The organism is Erythrobacter sp. R86502, assembly GCF_042466465.1.
GTDB lineage: Bacteria > Pseudomonadota > Alphaproteobacteria > Sphingomonadales > Sphingomonadaceae > Erythrobacter.
Genome location: NZ_JAXHCJ010000001.1, coordinates 303,240 through 322,246 on the forward strand (window position 1 = coordinate 303,240; position 19,007 = coordinate 322,246).

At 59.2% G+C, this 19,007-nt stretch carries 19 protein-coding genes and 1 tRNA gene; 15 read left to right on the forward strand and 5 right to left on the reverse strand.

Annotation, left to right across the window (positions count from 1 at the left end):
- The first annotated feature begins 4 nt into the window (after positions 1–4).
- From infB to SJY33_RS01440, 8 genes are all read left to right on the forward strand, one after another.
- On the forward strand, positions 5–2,608 hold the full coding sequence (gene infB, locus SJY33_RS01405; RefSeq protein ID WP_379920719.1) for a translation initiation factor IF-2: 2,604 nt from the start codon (positions 5–7) through the stop codon (positions 2,606–2,608).
- Positions 2,605–3,045, forward strand: a complete 441-nt coding sequence (locus tag SJY33_RS01410) for a PaaI family thioesterase (RefSeq protein WP_379920721.1) — start codon at positions 2,605–2,607, stop codon at positions 3,043–3,045. Before infB ends, SJY33_RS01410 begins: the two co-directional genes overlap by 4 nt.
- 2 nt (positions 3,046–3,047) lie before the next feature.
- A complete protein-coding gene (gene rbfA / locus SJY33_RS01415) occupies positions 3,048–3,479 on the forward strand; it encodes a 30S ribosome-binding factor RbfA (protein WP_379920722.1) in 432 nt (143 codons plus the stop codon).
- A 450-nt stretch (positions 3,480–3,929) separates the two neighbouring features.
- Positions 3,930–4,505 (forward strand): thymidine kinase, encoded by a 576-nt coding sequence (locus SJY33_RS01420; protein ID WP_379920723.1) that lies wholly within the window; start codon positions 3,930–3,932, stop codon positions 4,503–4,505.
- Positions 4,502–5,422, forward strand: a complete 921-nt coding sequence (gene truB / locus SJY33_RS01425) for a tRNA pseudouridine(55) synthase TruB (protein ID WP_379920724.1) — start codon at positions 4,502–4,504, stop codon at positions 5,420–5,422. Before SJY33_RS01420 ends, truB begins: the two co-directional genes overlap by 4 nt.
- A gap of 14 nt (positions 5,423–5,436) precedes the next feature.
- Positions 5,437–5,706 (forward strand): 30S ribosomal protein S15, encoded by a 270-nt coding sequence (gene rpsO, locus SJY33_RS01430; protein ID WP_068348827.1) that lies wholly within the window; start codon positions 5,437–5,439, stop codon positions 5,704–5,706.
- Positions 5,707–5,879: 173 nt separating this feature from the next.
- Positions 5,880–8,168: a polyribonucleotide nucleotidyltransferase gene (gene pnp, locus SJY33_RS01435; protein WP_379920725.1), complete on the forward strand. Its 2,289-nt coding sequence runs from the start codon at positions 5,880–5,882 to the stop codon at positions 8,166–8,168.
- A gap of 77 nt (positions 8,169–8,245) precedes the next feature.
- Entirely contained in the window at positions 8,246–8,926 is a 681-nt protein-coding gene (locus SJY33_RS01440) for a spermidine synthase (RefSeq protein ID WP_379920726.1), read from the forward strand.
- 21 nt (positions 8,927–8,947) lie between these two features.
- Here SJY33_RS01440 and SJY33_RS01445 read toward each other — a convergent pair whose 3' ends face one another.
- A complete protein-coding gene (locus SJY33_RS01445) occupies positions 8,948–9,901 on the reverse strand; it encodes a YdiY family protein (protein ID WP_379920727.1) in 954 nt (317 codons plus the stop codon).
- An 87-nt stretch (positions 9,902–9,988) separates the two neighbouring features.
- Positions 9,989–10,711: a GcrA family cell cycle regulator gene (locus SJY33_RS01450; RefSeq protein ID WP_379920728.1), complete on the reverse strand. Its 723-nt coding sequence runs from the start codon at positions 10,709–10,711 to the stop codon at positions 9,989–9,991.
- An 85-nt stretch (positions 10,712–10,796) separates the two neighbouring features.
- Here SJY33_RS01450 and SJY33_RS01455 point away from each other — a divergent pair, with 85 nt between their 5' ends.
- Entirely contained in the window at positions 10,797–11,702 is a 906-nt protein-coding gene (locus tag SJY33_RS01455) for an ABC transporter permease (protein ID WP_379920729.1), read from the forward strand.
- A 145-nt stretch (positions 11,703–11,847) separates the two neighbouring features.
- Here SJY33_RS01455 and hspQ read toward each other — a convergent pair whose 3' ends face one another.
- A complete protein-coding gene (gene hspQ, locus SJY33_RS01460) occupies positions 11,848–12,228 on the reverse strand; it encodes a heat shock protein HspQ (protein ID WP_379920731.1) in 381 nt (126 codons plus the stop codon).
- Between the two features lie 179 nt (positions 12,229–12,407).
- On the opposite strand from hspQ, the gene SJY33_RS01465 reads away from it, so the two are divergent.
- Positions 12,408–12,497: transfer RNA gene (locus SJY33_RS01465), tRNA-Ser, on the forward strand.
- A gap of 168 nt (positions 12,498–12,665) precedes the next feature.
- Here SJY33_RS01465 and SJY33_RS01470 read toward each other — a convergent pair.
- Both SJY33_RS01470 and SJY33_RS01475 read right to left on the reverse strand, forming a co-directional pair.
- Complete coding sequence (locus SJY33_RS01470) at positions 12,666–13,229, reverse strand: sigma-70 family RNA polymerase sigma factor (protein ID WP_379920732.1); 564 nt, start codon at positions 13,227–13,229, stop codon at positions 12,666–12,668.
- Entirely contained in the window at positions 13,229–13,405 is a 177-nt protein-coding gene (locus tag SJY33_RS01475) for a NepR family anti-sigma factor (RefSeq protein ID WP_379920733.1), read from the reverse strand. Before SJY33_RS01475 ends, SJY33_RS01470 begins: the two co-directional genes overlap by 1 nt.
- A 69-nt stretch (positions 13,406–13,474) precedes the next feature.
- Here SJY33_RS01475 and SJY33_RS01480 point away from each other — a divergent pair, with 69 nt between their 5' ends.
- From SJY33_RS01480 to SJY33_RS01500, 5 genes are all read left to right on the forward strand, one after another.
- On the forward strand, positions 13,475–14,359 hold the full coding sequence (locus SJY33_RS01480) for a response regulator (RefSeq protein WP_379920734.1): 885 nt from the start codon (positions 13,475–13,477) through the stop codon (positions 14,357–14,359).
- A 281-nt stretch (positions 14,360–14,640) separates the two neighbouring features.
- Positions 14,641–14,910: a hypothetical protein gene (locus SJY33_RS01485; protein ID WP_379920736.1), complete on the forward strand. Its 270-nt coding sequence runs from the start codon at positions 14,641–14,643 to the stop codon at positions 14,908–14,910.
- A 300-nt stretch (positions 14,911–15,210) separates the two neighbouring features.
- Complete coding sequence (locus tag SJY33_RS01490) at positions 15,211–15,729, forward strand: 2Fe-2S iron-sulfur cluster-binding protein (protein WP_379920737.1); 519 nt, start codon at positions 15,211–15,213, stop codon at positions 15,727–15,729.
- A complete protein-coding gene (locus SJY33_RS01495; RefSeq protein WP_379920738.1) occupies positions 15,716–16,702 on the forward strand; it encodes an FAD binding domain-containing protein in 987 nt (328 codons plus the stop codon). Before SJY33_RS01490 ends, SJY33_RS01495 begins: the two co-directional genes overlap by 14 nt.
- Positions 16,699–18,891 carry a xanthine dehydrogenase family protein molybdopterin-binding subunit gene (locus tag SJY33_RS01500; protein ID WP_379920739.1) on the forward strand — a complete coding sequence of 731 codons (2,193 nt, stop codon included), beginning with the start codon at positions 16,699–16,701 and terminating at the stop codon, positions 18,889–18,891. The genes SJY33_RS01495 and SJY33_RS01500 overlap by 4 nt, the downstream gene beginning before the upstream one ends.
- Positions 18,892–19,007 lie beyond the last annotated feature (116 nt).

Genomic DNA, 19,007 nt, shown 5'->3' on the forward strand with positions numbered 1-19,007 from the left:
GATAATGAGCGACGACAACGACAACCAACGCATCCGCAAACCTCTGGGCCTTAAGCGTTCGGTGGATGCGGGCGAGGTCAAGCAGACCTTCAGCCACGGCCGCACCAACAAGGTGGTGGTCGAGGTGAAGCGCCGCCGTGTGCTCGGCAAGCCTGGCGGCGAAGCGGCTGCACCGCCGCCCCCGCCGCCGCCCGCCCCCACTCCGGCGCCCGCGCCTGCTCCTGCCGCAGAAACGCCGCGCCCTGCGGCACCGCCGCCGCGTCCGGCCCGTCCTGCGCCTGCCGGTGAGACGCCGCAGGAACGTGTGAAGCGTCTCCAGCTTGAAGCGGAAGAAGAACGTCTGCGCATGGCGCAGGAAGCGCGCAAGCGTGAAGACGAAGAACGCCAGCGCGCCGAAGAGGAAGAGCGCCGCCGGGCTGAAGAAAACCGTCGTGCGCAGGAAGAAGCCGAACGTGAGCGTAATGAAGCGGCTGACGCACCTGTCGCTGCTGCTGCGCCGGTTGAACCGGCGCCGGTGGAGCCCGTCGATGCGCCTGCCGCTGATGCTCCTGCTGCCGATGCGCCCGCCGCGCCGGCACCTGCCGCCAAGGCCGATGCCGTTCCGGCTGCGCGCCGGTTCACGCCGGTCGAGCGTCCCGAACCCAAGCGTCCGGTCGAGGTCAAGGCCAAGAAGAAGGACGACAAGCGCGCCGCACCCAGCGATGAAGGCAAGGACAATCGCCGTTCGGGCAAGTTGACCGTCACCCGTGCTTTGAACGAGGACGAAGGCCGCCGTGCGCGCAGCCTCGCCGCGTTGAAGCGTGCGCGTGAAAAGGAACGTCGCGGTCAGGGCGGCCCGTCGAAGCCGCGTGAAAAGCAGGTCCGTGATGTGGTCGTCCCCGAGGCGATTACCGTCAGCGAACTCGCCAACCGCATGGCCGAAAAGGGCGCGGATCTGGTGAAGGCGCTGTTTAACCTGGGCATGATGGTCACGGTCAACCAGACCATCGATCAGGACACTGCTGAACTGCTTGTCGAAGAATTTGGCCACAACATCACCCGCGTGTCAGCGAGCGATGTGGACATCGATAACAGCGCGGATGAAGATCCGATCGAAACGCAGCAGCCGCGGCCGCCGGTGGTGACAATCATGGGCCATGTCGATCACGGCAAGACCAGTTTGCTTGACGCATTGCGCGGCACAGATGTGGTCAAGGGCGAGGCCGGGGGTATCACCCAGCACATTGGCGCCTATCAGATTACGACGAAGGCGAAGGACAAGATCACCTTCCTCGACACGCCGGGTCACGCGGCCTTCACCGAAATGCGGATGCGCGGTGCCAACGTCACCGATATCGTCATTCTGGTCGTCGCCGGCGATGACGGGTTGATGCCGCAGACCATCGAGGCAATCAATCACACCAAGGCGGCGGGCGTCCCGATGATCGTTGCGATCACCAAGTCGGACAAGCCCGAATTCAACCCGCAAAAGATCCGCGAACGTCTGCTCGAACACGAAGTCGTGGTCGAGGCGATGAGCGGCGATGTGCAGGATGTCGAGGTCTCGGCCAAGACCGGCGCGGGGCTGGACAAGCTGATCGAGGCGATCGGGCTTCAGGCCGAACTGCTCGAACTGAAAGCCCGCCCTGACCGCGATGCCGAAGCGACCGTAATCGAAGCGCAGCTCGACAAGGGCCGCGGGCCGGTTGCGACCGTGCTCGTCACACGCGGAACGCTGCGGCGCGGCGATACCTTCGTGGTTGGTACGCAAAGCGGCAAGGTCCGGGCGATCGTCGATGACAAGGGCAAGCAGCTGAAGGAAGCGGGCCCTTCGATGCCCGTGGAAGTCCTTGGTCTTGGCGGCGTGCCGTCTGCCGGTGACAACATGTCCGTGGTTGAAAACGAACAGCGCGCTCGTGAAGTTGCGAAGTACCGTCAGGAGCTTGCAACTGAAAAGCGCACTGCGCTGGCGCCGACCAATTTCGATACGATGTTCAACACGCTCTCCTCCAACGTCATCGAATTCCCGGTGGTGGTGAAGGCCGACGTGCAAGGCAGCGTCGAGGCTATCGTCAATGCGTTGCACAACCTGTCGAACGACGACATCAAGGTTCGCGTGCTCAACGGCGGTGTCGGCGCGATCACTGAAAGTGATGTGGTTTTGGCAGGCGGGTCCAAGGCGCCGATCATCGGCTTCAACGTCCGTCCTAATGCCAAGGCGCGCGAACTGCTCAAGCGCGATAACGTGCGGATGATGTATTACGATGTGATCTATCACCTCACCGATGCGATCGCCAAGGAGATGATTGGCGAGCTTGGCCCCGAACGGATCGAGCACGTGGTCGGCCGGGCACTGGTCAAGGAAGTGTTCAAGTCGGGCAAGCGCGACAAGGCTGCCGGTTTGCTGGTCGAAGAAGGCGTTATCCGCAAGGGACTGTTCGCTCGTCTTACCCGCGCCGATGTCATCGTTTCGGCCACCAAGATCGCGTCGCTTCGACGCTTCAAGGACGATGTCGACGAAGTGCGCACCGGTTTGGAATGCGGCGTGGTGCTTGAAGACACCAACGACATCAAGCCGGGCGACCAGCTTGAAGTCTTCTCGGTCGAGGAGCGTGAGCGGACCCTGTGAGCGAAGCAGCTTACTATCCTGCCGATGCCGAGCAGTCGCCCCACACGGCGCTGCTCGGTTCGGAGTTCGTAGGGTGGGACGAGAATACCCAAACCGCGACTATGCGGTTTACCGTCACGCGTGAAATGACCACTTGGCGCGGCGGCGTGCAGGGCGGGCTGGTTGCGGGCTATCTCGACGACGTAATGGGATATGCCTATGTCGCCGCCACCGGCGGGGAAATGGCGCCGCTCAATCTGGAAATCAGTATGAGCCTCATACGGCTGATCCCCGCAGGCGCAACCATCATCGGCAAGGGCCGGGTGGTGAAGGGCGGACGGCGCGTGGTATTTCTCGAAGGCGAATTGCTTGCCGAGGACGGCACGCTGTATGCACGGTCTTCATCCACCGCATTGCCAACCCCGCGCCCCACGCCGACACGGACGGGGATGGAGTAACCATGGCCAAAGCCCCCTTCACCGCAGAACAGCAATCCGTCCGCGTCCTTAAGGTAGGGGAGCGCGTGCGTCATATCCTGTCGGAGTTGCTGGCACGGGGCGAGGTGCACGATGATGTCGTGCGCGCCGCGCATATTTCTGTCACCGAAGTGCGCATGACACCGGACCTGCGTAACGCGACTGCTTATGTCAAACCGTTGATGGGCGCAGGTGAAGATGCGGTCGTCCACGCATTGCGCCAGAACACGGCCTTCTTGCAACGCGAGGTTGCACAAAGGCTCGGCCTTAAATTCGCGCCGCGGTTGAAGTTCCGCAAGGACGAGAGCTTTGCAGAAGCGGATCGGATCGAGGCCCTGTTGCGCGACCCGAAAGTGTTGCGCGACCTTGATGACGAAGAAGAGGACGATACGAACAGTCCAGACGACACCGTCTAGCGCAGAAATGTTCGCGCTTTCAGCGTAATCTCACCCTGCTGCCGACGACGAGTTGATACGACATCATTCCGAATTCGCGGCGATCGATTGTCGTCGTGCCGGTAAAATTCACCGTCTTTCCTGTCCGTTGCATCGATCGCGACCTTGTCGGGCGCGCCCGGCACGATCGTGACCGCGCCTTGCATCTTTTGAATGCGCGCCGTTTGCTCGCCAATCCATGGAAGATCACCTTGGACGAAACATTGCCCGCCTTTGTATCAAGTGTGTAGCGTTCCGGCGTGGCGGCAGTATTGGCTCTCAGGCCGGAAGGTGTCAGGGCGGCAAGCAGCGGTAACAGGAACTTTCCAAGAGAGGCGGCAGGCGTAACCATGATGATCCCGATACGCGTCTACCGGGCAAAAGGCGTTGCTCTGCCTCGCCCAGCGCACGGCGAGAAGGTAGTCTGACGCAATGGCCAAACTCTATTTCTACTATGCCAGCATGAATGCGGGCAAAAGCGCCCATCTGTTGCAGGCCGATTTCAACTACCGTGAGCGCGGGATGACAACGATGCTGTGGACCGCAGCGCTCGACAGCCGTTCAGTCGGTATGGTGCGAAGCCGGATCGGGCTTGAAAGCGAAGCGAACCAGTTTGCGCCCGACACCGATCTTTGGGCAGTCATCAGTGCGGCGCATAGTGCGCGGCCCTTGGATTGCGTTCTGGTGGACGAAGCACAGTTCCTGACATCCGATCAGGTATGGCAGCTTGCACGGCTCGCGGATACGAGCGGCATCCCGGTACTTTGCTACGGATTGCGCACCGACTTCCAAGGCGAACTGTTTCCCGGATCGGCGGTCTTGCTGGGCATTGGTGACGCCTTGGTTGAGCTGAAGGCGGTTTGCCATTGCGGACGCAAGGCTACGATGAACCTGCGGGTTGATGAAAGCGGCGCCGCCGTGCGGCAGGGCCAGCAGACCGAGATCGGCGGCAATGACCGCTATGTTGCCCTATGCCGCAAGCACTTTTCTGAAGAGCTGGGGCAATGATCGCGCCACTATCAGGCTGGCTGGTTATCGACAAACCGAAGGGCATGGGATCTACGCAGGGTGTAAGCGCGGTCAAGCGGGTGCTGCGCCAGAACGGCTATGCCAAGACCAAGGTCGGCCACGGCGGCACGCTCGATCCGCTGGCTGAGGGCGTGTTGCCGATTGCGCTGGGCGAGGCGACGAAGCTTGCAGGTCGGATGTTGGACAGCGACAAGATCTATGAATTCACCGTGCAGTTCGGCGCGGAGACCGACACGCTCGACACCGAAGGGCCGGTGATCGCGACCAGCGCGGTGCGCCCCACGCTGGCGGATGTGGAGGCGGTGCTGGCGCTGTTCACCGGACCGATCGAGCAGGTGCCGCCCGCCTATTCCGCGCTGAAGGTCGGCGGGCAGCGCGCTTATGACCTGGCACGGGCGGGCGAGGTGGTCGAGCTGAAGGCGCGCCATGTCACCATCCGTTCGCTCACCATCAGCGCGGGACACGCTGAGGGGGCACTGGAGGCGATGACACTGGTCGCCCACGTCTCCAAAGGCACCTACATCCGCAGCCTGGCGCGCGACATCGCCTATGCGCTTGGCACTTGCGGCCATGTCACCTATCTCAGGCGCACAAAGGCCGGCCCTTTCATTCAGACTCAAGCGATTTCGCTGGACTTGCTGGAGGAAACCGCTAAGGGCCGGGGCCTTGAACACCTCCTCCTGCCGTTAGAGGCAGGGCTGGACGACATCCCGGCCCTCCACCTCGATCAGACAAGCGCGCAGGCGGTCCGACAGGGCCGGGTGCTGTCTGACATGCCCCTATTATCCGGGCTTTATCTGGCAAAACTGGGCTCTGTGCCGGTCGCGCTGATGGAAGTTTTGGATGGCACGGCCACGGTCGTGCGGGGGTTCAACCTTCCCGATGTCGCTGAGTAAGAAAGAGACGTACTATGTCGGTGACCGCCGAAAAGAAGCAGGAAATCATTTCTGACAATGCCCGTGATCCCAAGGACACCGGCAGCCCCGAAGTGCAGGTTGCGATCCTCACGCAGCGCATCCGCAATCTGACCGAACACTTCAAGGATCACCACAAGGACAACCATTCGCGTCGTGGCCTTCTCATGATGGTGAACAAGCGTCGTACGCTGCTCGCCTATCTCAAGAAGAAGGACGTCGAGCGTTACAACGCCCTGATCCAGAAGCTGGGTCTGCGTAAGTAAGAGTTTAGCGGGAAGGGCGGCTCGAAAGGCCGCCCTTCTTGCATATGGGGCATGCGGACATTCGGTCTGCTCCGCCTTGAGGCCGAAGCGCCTCGCACCGGACCGGGACGGGTGTTTCCCGGCACAAGAGGCCCCGCGCGGCAATATGGCTGGGCGGGTCAGAAGGAAAATCAATGTTCGACACGAAAACCGTATCGCTGGAATGGGGCGGCAAGACCCTCACTCTGGAAACCGGGCGCATTGCCCGTCAGGCCGATGGCGCCGTTTTGGCCACTTATGGCGAAACCGTGGTGCTGTGCGCCGTGACCGCCGCAAAGTCGGTCAAGGAAGGGCAGGATTTCTTCCCGCTCACCGTCCACTATCAGGAAAAGTTCTCGGCCGCCGGACGCATTCCGGGTGGCTTCTTCAAGCGTGAACGCGGCGCGACCGAAAAGGAAACGCTGACCAGCCGCCTGATCGACCGTCCGATCCGCCCGCTATTCCCTGAAGGCTTCTACAACGAAATCAACGTAATCTGTCAGGTTCTGTCGTTCGATGGCGAAACGGAAGCGGACATCGTTGCAATGATCGCAGCATCGGCTGCGCTCACCATCAGCGGCGTGCCTTTCATGGGCCCCATCGCTGCGGCGCGCGTTGGCTTTGTGGATGGAGAATACACGCTCAATCCCAAGCAGGACAAAGCGCTGGCCGATGGTCGCCTCGATCTCGTAGTCGCTGCCACGCAGGATGCGGTGATGATGGTTGAATCCGAAGCCAAGGAATTGACCGAAGACGAAATGCTGGGCGCGGTTATGTTTGCGCATAACGAAATCCGCACCGTGATCGGCGCGATCATCGAGCTGGCGGAACAGGCTGCCAAGGATCCGTGGGACATCGACCTTAGCGATAACACCGCTGACATGAAGGCGAAGCTTAAGGATCTAATCGGCGGTGATATTGCTGCCGCTTACAAGCTGACCGACAAGTCGGCGCGTTCCAACGCACTGAACGAAGCCCGGGCCAAGGCCAAGGCTGCGTTCGCCGAAGAAGGCGGCCAGACCCAGATGGTCGCAGGCAAGCTGATGAAGAAGCTTGAAGCTGAAATCGTTCGCGGGGCGATCCTCAAGGATGGTCAGCGCATCGACGGCCGCAAGCTCGATCAGGTTCGCCCGATCGAAGCGATGGTTGGTTTCCTGCCGCGCACGCATGGTTCGTCGCTGTTTACCCGCGGCGAGACGCAGGCGATTTGCACCACCACGCTCGGCACCAAGGATTCCGAGCAGATGATCGACGGGTTGGAAGGCCTGAGCTACACCAGCTTCATGCTGCACTACAACTTCCCGCCCTATTCGGTCGGTGAAGTGGGCCGCTTCGGCGCGCCGGGGCGCCGCGAAGTCGGTCACGGCAAGCTCGCCTGGCGCGCGCTTAACCCTGTGCTGCCGAGCAAGGAAGACTTCCCCTACACGATCCGCGTTCTCAGCGACATCACCGAGTCCAACGGCTCGTCGTCGATGGCGACCGTGTGCGGTGGCTGCCTGTCGATGATGGACGCTGGCGTTCCGGTGAAGTCGCCGGTTTCGGGCATCGCGATGGGCCTGATCCTTGAAGGCGATGACTTTGCCGTTCTGTCAGACATTCTGGGTGACGAAGATCACCTGGGCGACATGGACTTCAAGGTTGCCGGCACCGAAAACGGCATCACCACGATGCAGATGGATATCAAGATTGCCGGCATCACGCAGGAAATCATGGCCAAGGCGCTGGAACAGGCCAAGGCTGGCCGCATGCACATCCTTGGCGAAATGGCCAAGGCGCTGACCGGTGCCCGCACCGAAGTTTCGAAGCACGCGCCGCGCATCGAGACGATTCAGATCGACAAGTCGAAGATCCGTGAAGTCATCGGAACCGGCGGCAAGGTGATCCGAGAAATCGTTGCTGAAACCGGTGCCAAGGTCGACATCGACGATGAAGGCGTGATCAAGATCTCGTCAAGCAACGTCGAAGAGATCGAAGCGGCCAAGAAGTGGATTCTCGGCATCGTTGAGGAAGCCGAAGTCGGCAAGATCTACAACGGCAAGGTCGTGAACATCGTCGATTTCGGCGCGTTCGTGAACTTTATGGGCGGCAAGGACGGTCTCGTCCACGTTTCGGAAATGAAGAACGAGCGGGTGGAAAAGCCCACTGACGTCGTCTCCGAAGGCATGGAAGTGAAGGTCAAGGTGCTCGAAATCGACCAGCGCGGCAAAGTGCGCCTGTCGATGCGCGTCGTCGATCAGGAAACCGGCGAAGAGCTGGAAGACACCCGCCCGGCACGCGAACCGCGTGAACCACGCGAAGGCGGTCGTGGTGATCGCGGCGGCGATCGTCGCGGGCCCAAGGGTGGCGGCGGCCGCGGCGGCGATCGTGGTGGTCGCGGTGGCGGCGATCGCGGTGGTGATCGCGGTGGCGCCCCTGCAGGCCTTCCTGACTTCCTCAAGGACTGACCGCCTCATTTGAGGTAAGCTATTGAGGCCGCTCGGAGCGATCCGGGCGGCCTCTTTGCTGACAAAGGCGCATTGCAATGCTGAAACGCGAATTGATCGACACGGCGCAAATCGAGGATGGCGTATGCCTCGAACTGTTCGAACACGCTGGCCACTTCATGATTGTGATGGGCCGCAATGAACTTATGAGCACCCGGATGCGGTTCTCGGAAGAACAGCTGGCGCAGCTCACCATCGATCGGCTTGGGAAGGACAATCCGCGCATTTTGATTGGCGGATACGGAATGGGTTTTACCTACCGTGCGGCCGCGACGCGACTGGGCGGCAAAGCGCAAATCGTCGTTGCCGAGATTTCCGAGACGATCATCGAATGGGCCAAGGGCCCTATGGCAAGGTTGACCGGGGATGGGCTCGCCGATCCACGTCTTGATCTCAAGATCTGCGATGTCGCGGCCATGATCGACGACGCCAATGATGGCACCTGTGCGAAGTTCGATGCTATCTTGCTTGATGTCGACAACGGCCCCGACGGGATTGTGCGCGACGCTAACAACCGCATCTATTCGCGCACGGGGCTTGCCAAGGCACGCGATGCGTTGCGGCCGGGCGGCATACTGGCAGTGTGGTCGGCAGGCCCCGATCCGGCATTCCGCAAGCGGCTTTTCGATACCGGTCTTGATATTGTCGAATGGAAGGTGCGATCACGACCCAACAACAAGGGCGCGCATCATATCATCTGGTTCGGGCAGAAAGCCTGAACTTGGCCGGCAGTGCGCGGCTTAAAAATCGTACACCAATGTAACGCGGCTGAACGTGTCTGTGTGTACTGCGCCCGGCGGCGGGTTGCTATCGTAGTCGATAGCGTAGGAAAACCGCGCCGTTAGGCTGCTGTTGATCGATGCATCAAGGCCCGTAATCAGTTGCAGGGTCGTGTTGCGCGAATCGATGATGGCCACTGCTGATCCGCCTGTCTCCGCAACGGCATTGGTGTCCTGGGTCAATTTCAAACGCTCTGAAATGGTCCAGTCGAAATCAAGCCCGATCAGTCCCGCAATCCGGTTATCACTTCCCCCGCCGATGAATTGCGTAATTCGGTAGGCCGGACCCGTCTTGAGCGATAGCTGCACCTTTTCGTTTTTAATTGCTTGATAACCGATCCCGCCAGACACCGCGTAGCGTGCCGATAAACCCTGGAACCTGTCCCGTTCGTATTGGGCCAAAGCGTAAACGTAAAAATTGTCAGAGATACTTATATTCGGCTCGTAACGAGCCAGAAATTGCTCGCGCGTTGTAACGCCATTGGCACGCTGGTAATCAACCCGGCCGGTTAGCTTGTGCCGCCAGTCGATGCCTTCCCGGTCCACGGTCAGGCCAGCCGTTATACCAGTGTTGCTGGAATTGCCGGTGGCCCGGAAGGCTCCAAATTCTCCGCTTCCCGACCAGTTGTCGAAAACGCCCGCAGCACGGATTTTGCGCTCCCGCGCTTCGGCTTCAACGGCCTTGCGCGCGGCTACGGCCGTTTCAAATCTAGCGACGATGGCGTCGATTTCTTCCTGTTCGGCCGGGTTGGTCGTCCGCGCGAGTTCAGTGACTGTGCGAACCTTGCCTTCATCACCCGTGGCGATGGCTGCATCGATCATTGCACGAACAGGTTCGGGCAATTCGGCGCGCGCTGGCTGCGGCAGCGTCAATGCTGCTATTGCAATTAGCTGCAACCTTGATCTGGCAGTCACGTCAAAGCTCCCATGAACCTGCCTGTGTTGTGCCACGAAGGCAGGGCGGGGTTCAGTTTGGGTGTTAAAGCCGTTCGCTGGCTGTGCTTAGCGGACCCTTGGGCCGCCAAAAGGCAGAGGCGGCGGGGGACGGCGCACGCCGCGCGGCAGCTGCGCCTGATAGGCACGGCCACAATGCTCAACGCAATAGGGGAAGCCGGGATTGACCGCAACACCGCAGAAGTGGAAGTCTGCTTCACCCGGGTGACCCATCGGCCAACGGCATACCTTTTCAGAAAGGTCGAGCAGCGTGGTCTTGCCGGCGATGTCCGGACTGGGCTTTGCTGGTACCAGTCGGCGCGGCGGTGCGGGCGGAATTGGCGCCTGTTGATCGCCCGGTCCCTGACGCAGGAAACCACCGGGGCCGACCGAGACAATTTTGGGCAAATCCCCAGAAGGGCCGGGGATTGGCTGCGAGGGCACAGCGTTGCTGGCATCACTAGCCGCTGGTTCGGTGCGCGGAGCGGGCGCAACAGCACGTGGGGCGGGACGTTCAGCCGGTGCGCTGGGCTTGATGCGTTCAGCGGGCTCGGCCCGCGGTTCTGCAACACGCGGAGCAGGTGCCGGAACAGGCTTTTTAGCAGGCGCTGCGGCCTTTTTCTTGTCGTTCGCCTTTACCGGGGACGGGCGTGCCTTCAGGCCAAGCCGGTGCGCCTTGCCGATAACGGCATTGCGGCTGACCCCGCCAAGTTCGGCAGCGATCTCGCTGGCGGTGGAACCGCCTTCCCACATTCTCTTGAGCGTTGCGATGCGCTCGTCCGTCCAGCCCATAAAATCTACCTGTTCCTGTGTCCGGCGCGTGCGACCGAGCGCTGATGCTTGTCAGAGCGGTTCATGAAGCCTAGGCACCTGCGCCATGGCCGACCGCGCACATTCAGCAAACCCATTGCACGACGCTGCTCCCGTGACTGAAATAACTCATGAAGACAAGACCGGCGGGAGCATCCGGTTCGCTCCGCGCGGTGTCCCGGTAATTACCGGGATCAATCGCGTGGGGCTGCTTGCCCTCTATATGAAGGAGGTGCGGCGTTTTCTCAAGGTGCAGACGCAGACCATCTGGGCCCCGGCCTTCACAACGCTGCTGTTTTTGGTGATTTTCACCGTCGCGCTTGGCCGCGAAGGCCGCGAAGTTCTTAATGTGCCCTTTGCTAGTTTTGTTGCCCCGGGCCTGATCGTGATGGCAATGATGCAGAACGCCTTTGCCAATTCCAGCTTTTCGCTGCTGTCAGGCAAGATGCAAGGGACGATCATCGATCTGCTGATGCCGCCGTTGTCGCCGGGTGAGCTGATGGGCGGGATCCTTGCAGCGGCGATCACAAGGGCTGGTCTGGTAGGTTGCGCTGTGGCTTTGGCGATTGCGCTATGGCCAGGCGTGAGCCTGAACGTCCCACACGCCTGGGCTGTCGTATGGTTTGGATTGATGGGCGCCCTGCTGTTGGCGACGCTGGGCCTTGCAACGTCGATCTGGGCCGAAAAGTTCGATCATAACGCTGCGATCACCAATTTCATCATCGCGCCGCTCTCGCTTCTGTCTGGAACGTTTTACGTCATCGAAAACCTTGATCCTGCGTTTCAGTGGGTCAGCCGGATGAACCCGTTCTTCTATGTCATCTCGGGTTTTCGCTATGGGTTCCTCGGCGCAAGCGACATTGGGCCGGACAGCGCGTTGGTGGCATCCGCCGGCGGTCTGCTTGCGCTTAATCTGGTGTTGGGGGCGGGGGTTTACGCTCTGCTGCGATCCGGGTGGAAACTGAAAAATTGAGCTGGTCATAGGGCCCGGCGCGATCTTGAGATCGTCGGTGTGACTAAGACCAGGCAGCGGGTCCCGCAATTCAACAAGAACCGATATTACTGGCGATTGATGAGATCCGGCGCAGACTCACAGATTGCCAACTGCCACATCGTTATCAGTGTGTAAGCGCAGCTCGCATCCTGTAACGTCCATCCTTGAAGCTATCAAACAGCTGGCGCACCGTTGGGTGATCGACCGGGCCGCCTTCTGCGTCAGAAATCAGGTTAGCCTGACTGACATAGGCGACATAAGACGAATCGTCGTTTTCCGCGAGCAGATGATAGAATGGCTGATCGCGCCTTGGCCGAATGTCTTCTGGGATCGATTCGTACCATTCTTCCGAATTGGCGAAAACCGGGTCGACATCGAAAACCACGCCCCGAAACGCGAACATGCGGTGACGGACCACATCGCCGATACCAAAGTTGGCGCGGATCTGGAGCGGTGCGACAATCGTGCGCCCCGCTTGGCTAGAAAAGAACTCTGCACGTTCCATAACGGGCAATATGGGCGAATAATGACGCAAAACAAGCGGGGCACCGGTAGGTGATCGACCTATGCCCACATTTTGTTGGTCCCAAGGTCTTGGCAAGCTCCGAACCTTGGGCTAACGGGCGCGCTCCTTGTCGCCAGCCGCTTGACCAGTGGCCTTCGAATTGGCGCAATGGGCCTCGCGGAGAGGTGGCAGAGTGGTCGAATGCGCCGCACTCGAAATGCGGTTTACCGGCAACGGTAACGTGGGTTCGAATCCCACCCTCTCCGCCACAGTCTTTTTCCAATATTTGCAGTAGATTGTCGCTGCAATCAGACATGATACCTGGGACGGCTGATGCGTGCCTCGGCCGACGGCAGCATGCCTCCTGACCCGTCAGCTACACGTCAAACGAGGCAAAAGAGAGTGCCTTTGGATCGACACCCTCCTGCACCTGTCTGTCAGTAACGGCTTGCCGTCATGGAAGAGGCGCTGTCGTTGCTGCCATCGACACCATCCACAATGACCTTGATTGCGGCGCGCCCCCGATTGAGACGACTTTTCAAAGTACCGATGTTGCATTCGGCAACCGTTGCAGCCTCTTCGTAGCTCATCCCGGCGCCAGCCACGAGCAACAGCGCCTCGCGCTGCTGTTCCGGGAGCAACTGAAGAGCCTTTTCGACGTCTGTCACATGAATCCCATCTTCCTGCACGGGATCCTGAACAAGAATACGTTCGGCAGCTTCCGGATCCCACACAGCCTGACGTGCTCTGCTTTTTGAACCGGAATAATAGTGATTGCGCAGGATCATGAACATCCACGCACGAAAATTGCTTCCCGGAATGAAGGTGTGCTGCGACGCCCACGCGCGCATCATGGCTTCTTGGGCAAGGTCATCTGCCAGGGCGGCATCACGACAAAGTCCGCGCGCAAAGGCACGCAGTGATGGAATCAAAGCGACCATTTGTGCTTTGAACTGTTCGATATCGTCGTCCGATAGCGTATTAGCGTGATGCTTCTGCATCAATCAGCCTTCTTGTCAGCGTTCTTGCCGGTCAGTTGTGCCACAAGATCAGCGAAATCGGGAGGGACGTTTTCCGAGGCGACCTCATCGAAGATTTGGCGTAACGCGGCCTCAACAGGGTCGAATGCGACCGGTGGCTTGGTCTTTTCGCTTTTGCGACTTTTGTCGTCTGTCATCAAACTATCCGTTTTTTCCGCGGCTGCGCCCCAAGCGCGGGGGAAAGTGGGGCAAGATGGGACACGTCCATGTCCATGCGCGATGTGTCTGTCAAAGAGAGTCGAAAGAAAAATGTTCCCGATATGATGAATCTTTCGCTAGGGAGCCCTCAATCTCGTGTTTCCAAGGAATCGCTTATGACCTTTCAATCGGACGTAGCCCATGAGCTGCCGTTTCTGCGCCGCTACGCTCGCACGCTTACCGGATCGCAGTCCATCGGCGACTCCGCCGTACGTGAAACACTGCATGCGTTGATTGCGGCGCCGGAAGAATTTCGTGACGAGGTTGATGTGCGCGTCGAACTCTATCGGGTCTTCCACAAGATCTGGAGCGATTCGTCGCTTCGCCCCATCGACACTCCGGGCGCCATCGTCGGCTCGTTGCCGCGTCGTTTGCGCAAGGCCTTGCTTCTTACTACGATCGAAGGATTCAGCATCGATGATGCTGCCTACATCCTGGAAATGGACGAGGCAGAGGTTCAGGACTTTGTCACGCAGGCGCGCAGTGCTATCGAATCGATGCTGTCGGCCCGTGTGATGATCATCGAAGATGAAGCCATCATTGCGCTTCATTTGAAATCGCTCATGGTCTCGATGGGCAATGATGTCGCGGCCATCGTGCGGACTGAAACCGAGGCGGTTGCCACGGCCGAGCAGGTTCGCCCCGAACTGATCCTTGCCGACGTGAACCTTGCAGATGGATCAAACGGGTTCGACGCCGTTCGTCGCATTCTGCAGACGCAGGATGTGCCGGTAATTTTCATCACCGCTTTCCCCGAAAAACTGCTGACCGGCGAAACCGAAGAGCCTGCTTATGTCATCAGCAAGCCGTTCAATCCGGACAACGTCGTCGCAACAGTGTGGCAGGCGCTTCTTGTGAGCCGTGAGACGTCAGCCATGGGCGAGGTCGAATAAGGCAATATTGTCCGACGTCTCGGGCAAAACGATCCGTTCTGTCCGGCTTGGTGGGGCCGGGCTAGGATAAAGGCCTCGCGTCGAACGTATGATACATTTGCGCGCATTATCAAAATGTCAGAAGGCGTAGATCTTTTTGGCTTCCACGATAGGGTTGCGCACGGCAGCCAGGCGTTTGCGCCGAATGATGGAAATATCGCGACGACCTGAAGATCGGTGAAACCGGAAGCTGGAACAAACTGACGTTCATCCGCTTATTCTCAATTCAAAGGAGAATAAACGTGATCAAGAATATTCTGGGCGCGGTCATTGGCGCAAAGGTCGCAGGCAATTCGCCGAAAGTCGATAACGCAGCGGGTGCTGCAACCGGTGCTATCGCCGCAACAGCCATCCCCTTCATCATCTCACGCCTAAGTCTTCCTGCGATGGTCGCAGTAGGTGCGGGCGGATATTTTCTGAAGCGCCATCGCGACAAGCAGGCGGCTGCAAACCCGGTCATTGCGTCGACGAGCGCGACGCCGAGTTCGGCTACTGTAAGCAAAAACATTTGATCGATTAAAACACGTTAGACGTCTCCCGCGGAGTTGGTTTAATTGTATTATCGGTTTTCAAGTAATGAAGGCCGCGCTTCCGTTGTATCGGGGCGCGGCCTTCTGTCTTTGAAATAAAGAATGTAACGATAGGGGGGGGCAGGGCAGCTCACGACCTGTGGATCCACAATATTGTTACAGTTCTATGCAATATGGTCCGATCCTTCAATCTCGACATTGACAAGATATTTGGTCGACTACGGCGGTTCTTTCCGGCATAGTGCAGGTCGATGAAAATAACATTGGTTTGAGGAATTGATCATGGATGGTTCGATAGATGTAAACGGCACCGCGCATCCCGTCCCTGATGATCCCCGAGTTTCGTTGCTCGATTATTTGCGGCACGATCTGGGTCTTACTGGCACAAAAAAAGGCTGTGACCACGGTCAGTGCGGCGCTTGCACCGTCATCGTGAATGGCCAGCGTATCAACAGCTGCCTTACCCTTGCCGTCATGCACACAGGGGATAGCGTTACCACAATCGAAGGCATCGGTACGCCAGATCAGCCGTCCGATCTGCAGCGCGCTTTTATGGCGCATGATGGTTTTCAGTGCGGATATTGCACGCCGGGTCAGATCTGCTCGGCGCAAGCAATGCTTGATGAGATCGCGCAAGGTTGGCCCAGTGATGCCAGCCCGGACCTTACCGGAACGATAAAAATCAGTGACGAGGAAATTCGTGAACGTATGAGCGGCAATCTGTGCCGCTGCGGCGCTTACGCCAACATCGTGGCTGCGATCCGAGCCGTTGCAGAGGAGCGTGGCCATGAAGCCGTTTGATTATACCCGGACATCATCCGTCCAGGCCGCGGCCGAACTTTCTTCTGATGATGCAACCATGGTCATCGCTGGCGGCACCAATCTGCTTGATCTGATGAAGTTGCAGGTGGAAACCCCGGCGCGTCTTGCTGACATCGGCCCGCTTGGCATGGAAGGTATCGCGGAAACCGATGAGGGAGGTCTGCGGATAGGCGCCAATGTTACCAACACCGCGACCGCAGTGGATGAAAGGGTGTGCAGGGACTACCCCGTCCTTGCCCATGCCATTCTTGCAGGTGCAACCCAGCAACTGCGGAACAAGGCAACAACGGGCGGCAATCTGTGTCAGCGTACTCGCTGTTTCTATTTCACCAACATTGATCAGCCCTGCAACAAGCGTGAACCCGGATCGGGCTGCGGCGCGATTGACGGCATTGCAAAGCTTCACGCCATTCTCGGCACAAGCGATGCCTGCATTGCCACCTATCCAGGCGATATGGCTGTCGCGATGAGCGCGCTTGATGCCAGTGTCGAGATTACGAGCAGCAGAGGGACAGATCGGGTTGTTCCCGCCCGCGAATTCCACCGCCTTCCCGGTGATACGCCGTGGCGTGATAACGTGCTGGAGCCGGGTGACATCATTACGGCGGTGACTCTTCCGCCTCCCACGGGCGGTTCTCATTATTACCGTAAGGTTCGTGAACGTTCCTCATATGCGTTCGCGCTCGTATCCGTTGCGGCGATAATCGAATTTGAAGACGGTGTTTTTTCCCGCGCCGATCTTGCTTTCGGGGGTCTTGCGCACAAGCCATGGTACGATCCCGATATCAGCGCGGTGCTGTTGGGCCAAGCGCCTGACGAGGCCTTGTTTGATCGCGCTGCTGATGTGCTGCTCAAAGACGCGCAGGGTTACGGCGAAAACGATTTCAAGATTCTGCTCGCGCGGCGCACGTTGCATGCGGTCCTTGCGCAAGCGGTGGAGGACGCGGCATGACCAACGGCGAAACCAAATCAAACGCGGCCAATTCGATGGCGCTTGATGATATGAAGCAAGGCGTTTTGGGCGCACCCGTACCCCGGATCGATGGCTTGGCGAAGGTGACAGGCACCGCTGCCTATGCTGCCGAATACCAGATTGACGACTGTGCCGAAGCGGTGTTCGTTACTGCAACGATCACCTGCGGAAAGGTCGTCAAGATCGATACGTCTTCGGTTATGGACATGCCGGGCGTCATCGCGGTTATCGATGATAAACGGCTGACCACCCGCGCTGCGCAAGGTACCGCGAACGAGGCGCCGGTTCAGGACCCCAAGACCGTGTGTTACTGGGGCCAACCCATCGCTCTGGTGGTTGCCGAAACCTTTGAACAAGCGCGCGATGCGGCGAAGAATCTGGTGGTCGAGTATGAAACCTTCGACACCCCTTCGCTTGATCCGGCGACAGCAAAAACCGAAGAGCAAGACGAAGATACTGTAAGCCAGGGCGATCTCGACAAGGCGATGTCCGACGCGGCCCACACGGTCGATGTTACCATTACCACCAAAGGCCATGCGTCGGCTGCGATGGAACCCCATGCATCGATCGCTCAATGGGACGGCGAACAATTGACCGTCTACGCGTCCCTTCAGATGCTCAACTACAATATTGCCGAACTGGCTGACGCTTTGGCCATGAAGGAAGATAAGATCCGCCTTATCTCGCGCTATGTTGGCGGAGGCTTCGGGTCGAAGCTGGGCGTGAGTCAGGATGTGGTGGCAGCGTCGCTGGCGGCGATGGAATTGGGGCGACCCGTCCGCGTGGTCATGTCGCGTCAGCAGGTTTTCCAGACAGTCATGCGTCGGTCGGAAACCACTCAGCGGCTGCGCCTGGCCGCCGATGCTGCCGGGAAGTTGACCGGCTTCGGTCATGAAGCGTTGGTTTCGAACTTGCCCGCGGAAGAGTTCGCAGAGCCCGTTCTGCAATCATCGCATTTCATGTACGCTGGTGAAAATCGCAAACTGTTGCTGAACTTGGCACGGATTCATCGAATGACGGCCGGATCGGTACGCGCGCCGGGAGAAGCTGTCGGCATGCCCGCGCTGGAACAGGCGATGGATATGCTCGCGGAAAAGGCGGACGTCGACCCGGTGGCTTTGCGGATCCGAAATATCCCGGAAAAAGATCCCGAAAGCGGTGCACCGTTTTCAAGCCATTCGCTGGCACACTGCCTTGAGGAAGGTGCGAAGGCATTCGGTTGGGATGCGGGCACACGGCGGCCGCGCCAAAAGCGGGAAGGCGAATGGTGGATCGGAACCGGCGTGGCAAGCGCTGCACGGATCCACAACGTTCAGGAAAGCCGTGCGAAGGTGACACTTTCCAGCGACGGAACTGTTCGCGTGGAAACCGACATGACCGATATCGGCACTGGTACTTATACGATCCTCGCACAGATTGCGGCGCAAATGCTGGGCGTCGATACCAAGCACGTCTTGGTTGATCTGGGCGACACACGCCATCCGCGTGGTCCGGGCTCGGGCGGAAGCTGGGGCGCTGCATCAATCGGATCTGCCGTGTACCTGGCGTGTCAGAGCATCCGCAAGGATCTCGCATCCCGCTTGGGTGTGGCCGAAAATGCCTTGCAGATTGTCGATGGGAAGACCGCCGACGGGCAGACGCTCAGTGATATTCTGGATGGCTCCGACATCGCGCATGAAGGTCATTACAAGCCCGACGAAGGGCAGGACGATCATACGGCTGCCGGTTTCGGCGCGTTCTTCGCAGAGGTCCGCGTTAATCATTATACGGGTGAAACACGCGTTGACCGGATGCTCGGTGCATTCGGGTTCGGCCGCGTGCTCAATGAAAGAACGGCTCGCTCGCAGTGTCTTGGCGGCATCACGTGGAGCATTGGTACGGCTTTGACCGAAGCGTTGGAGTTTGATCCGCGTGACGGACATTTGATCAATTGCGACCTCGCCGAATATCACGTGCCTGTGCATCGCGATGTGCCCAAGCTAGACGTTGTCCTTCTTGAAGAACGCGATCCGATCGCGAGCCTGATCGAAGCCAAGGGCATTGGCGAGCTGGGCATGTGTGGCGGCGCGGCTGCTATTGCAAATGCCATCTACAATGCTTGCGGGGCACGGGTGAACGATTATCCGATGACCCCCGACCGCGTTCTGGCTGCGATGCCTGGCAAATAAAGACTAAGCGCATTCCCCCTGCGCGGTGATCCGCGCGGGGATGGGGGAGTTTCCGCTGGGCTACCAATCGCTTTGTGGGAAACCGACTTGGGAGGCATCCCTCAAACGGACACAAA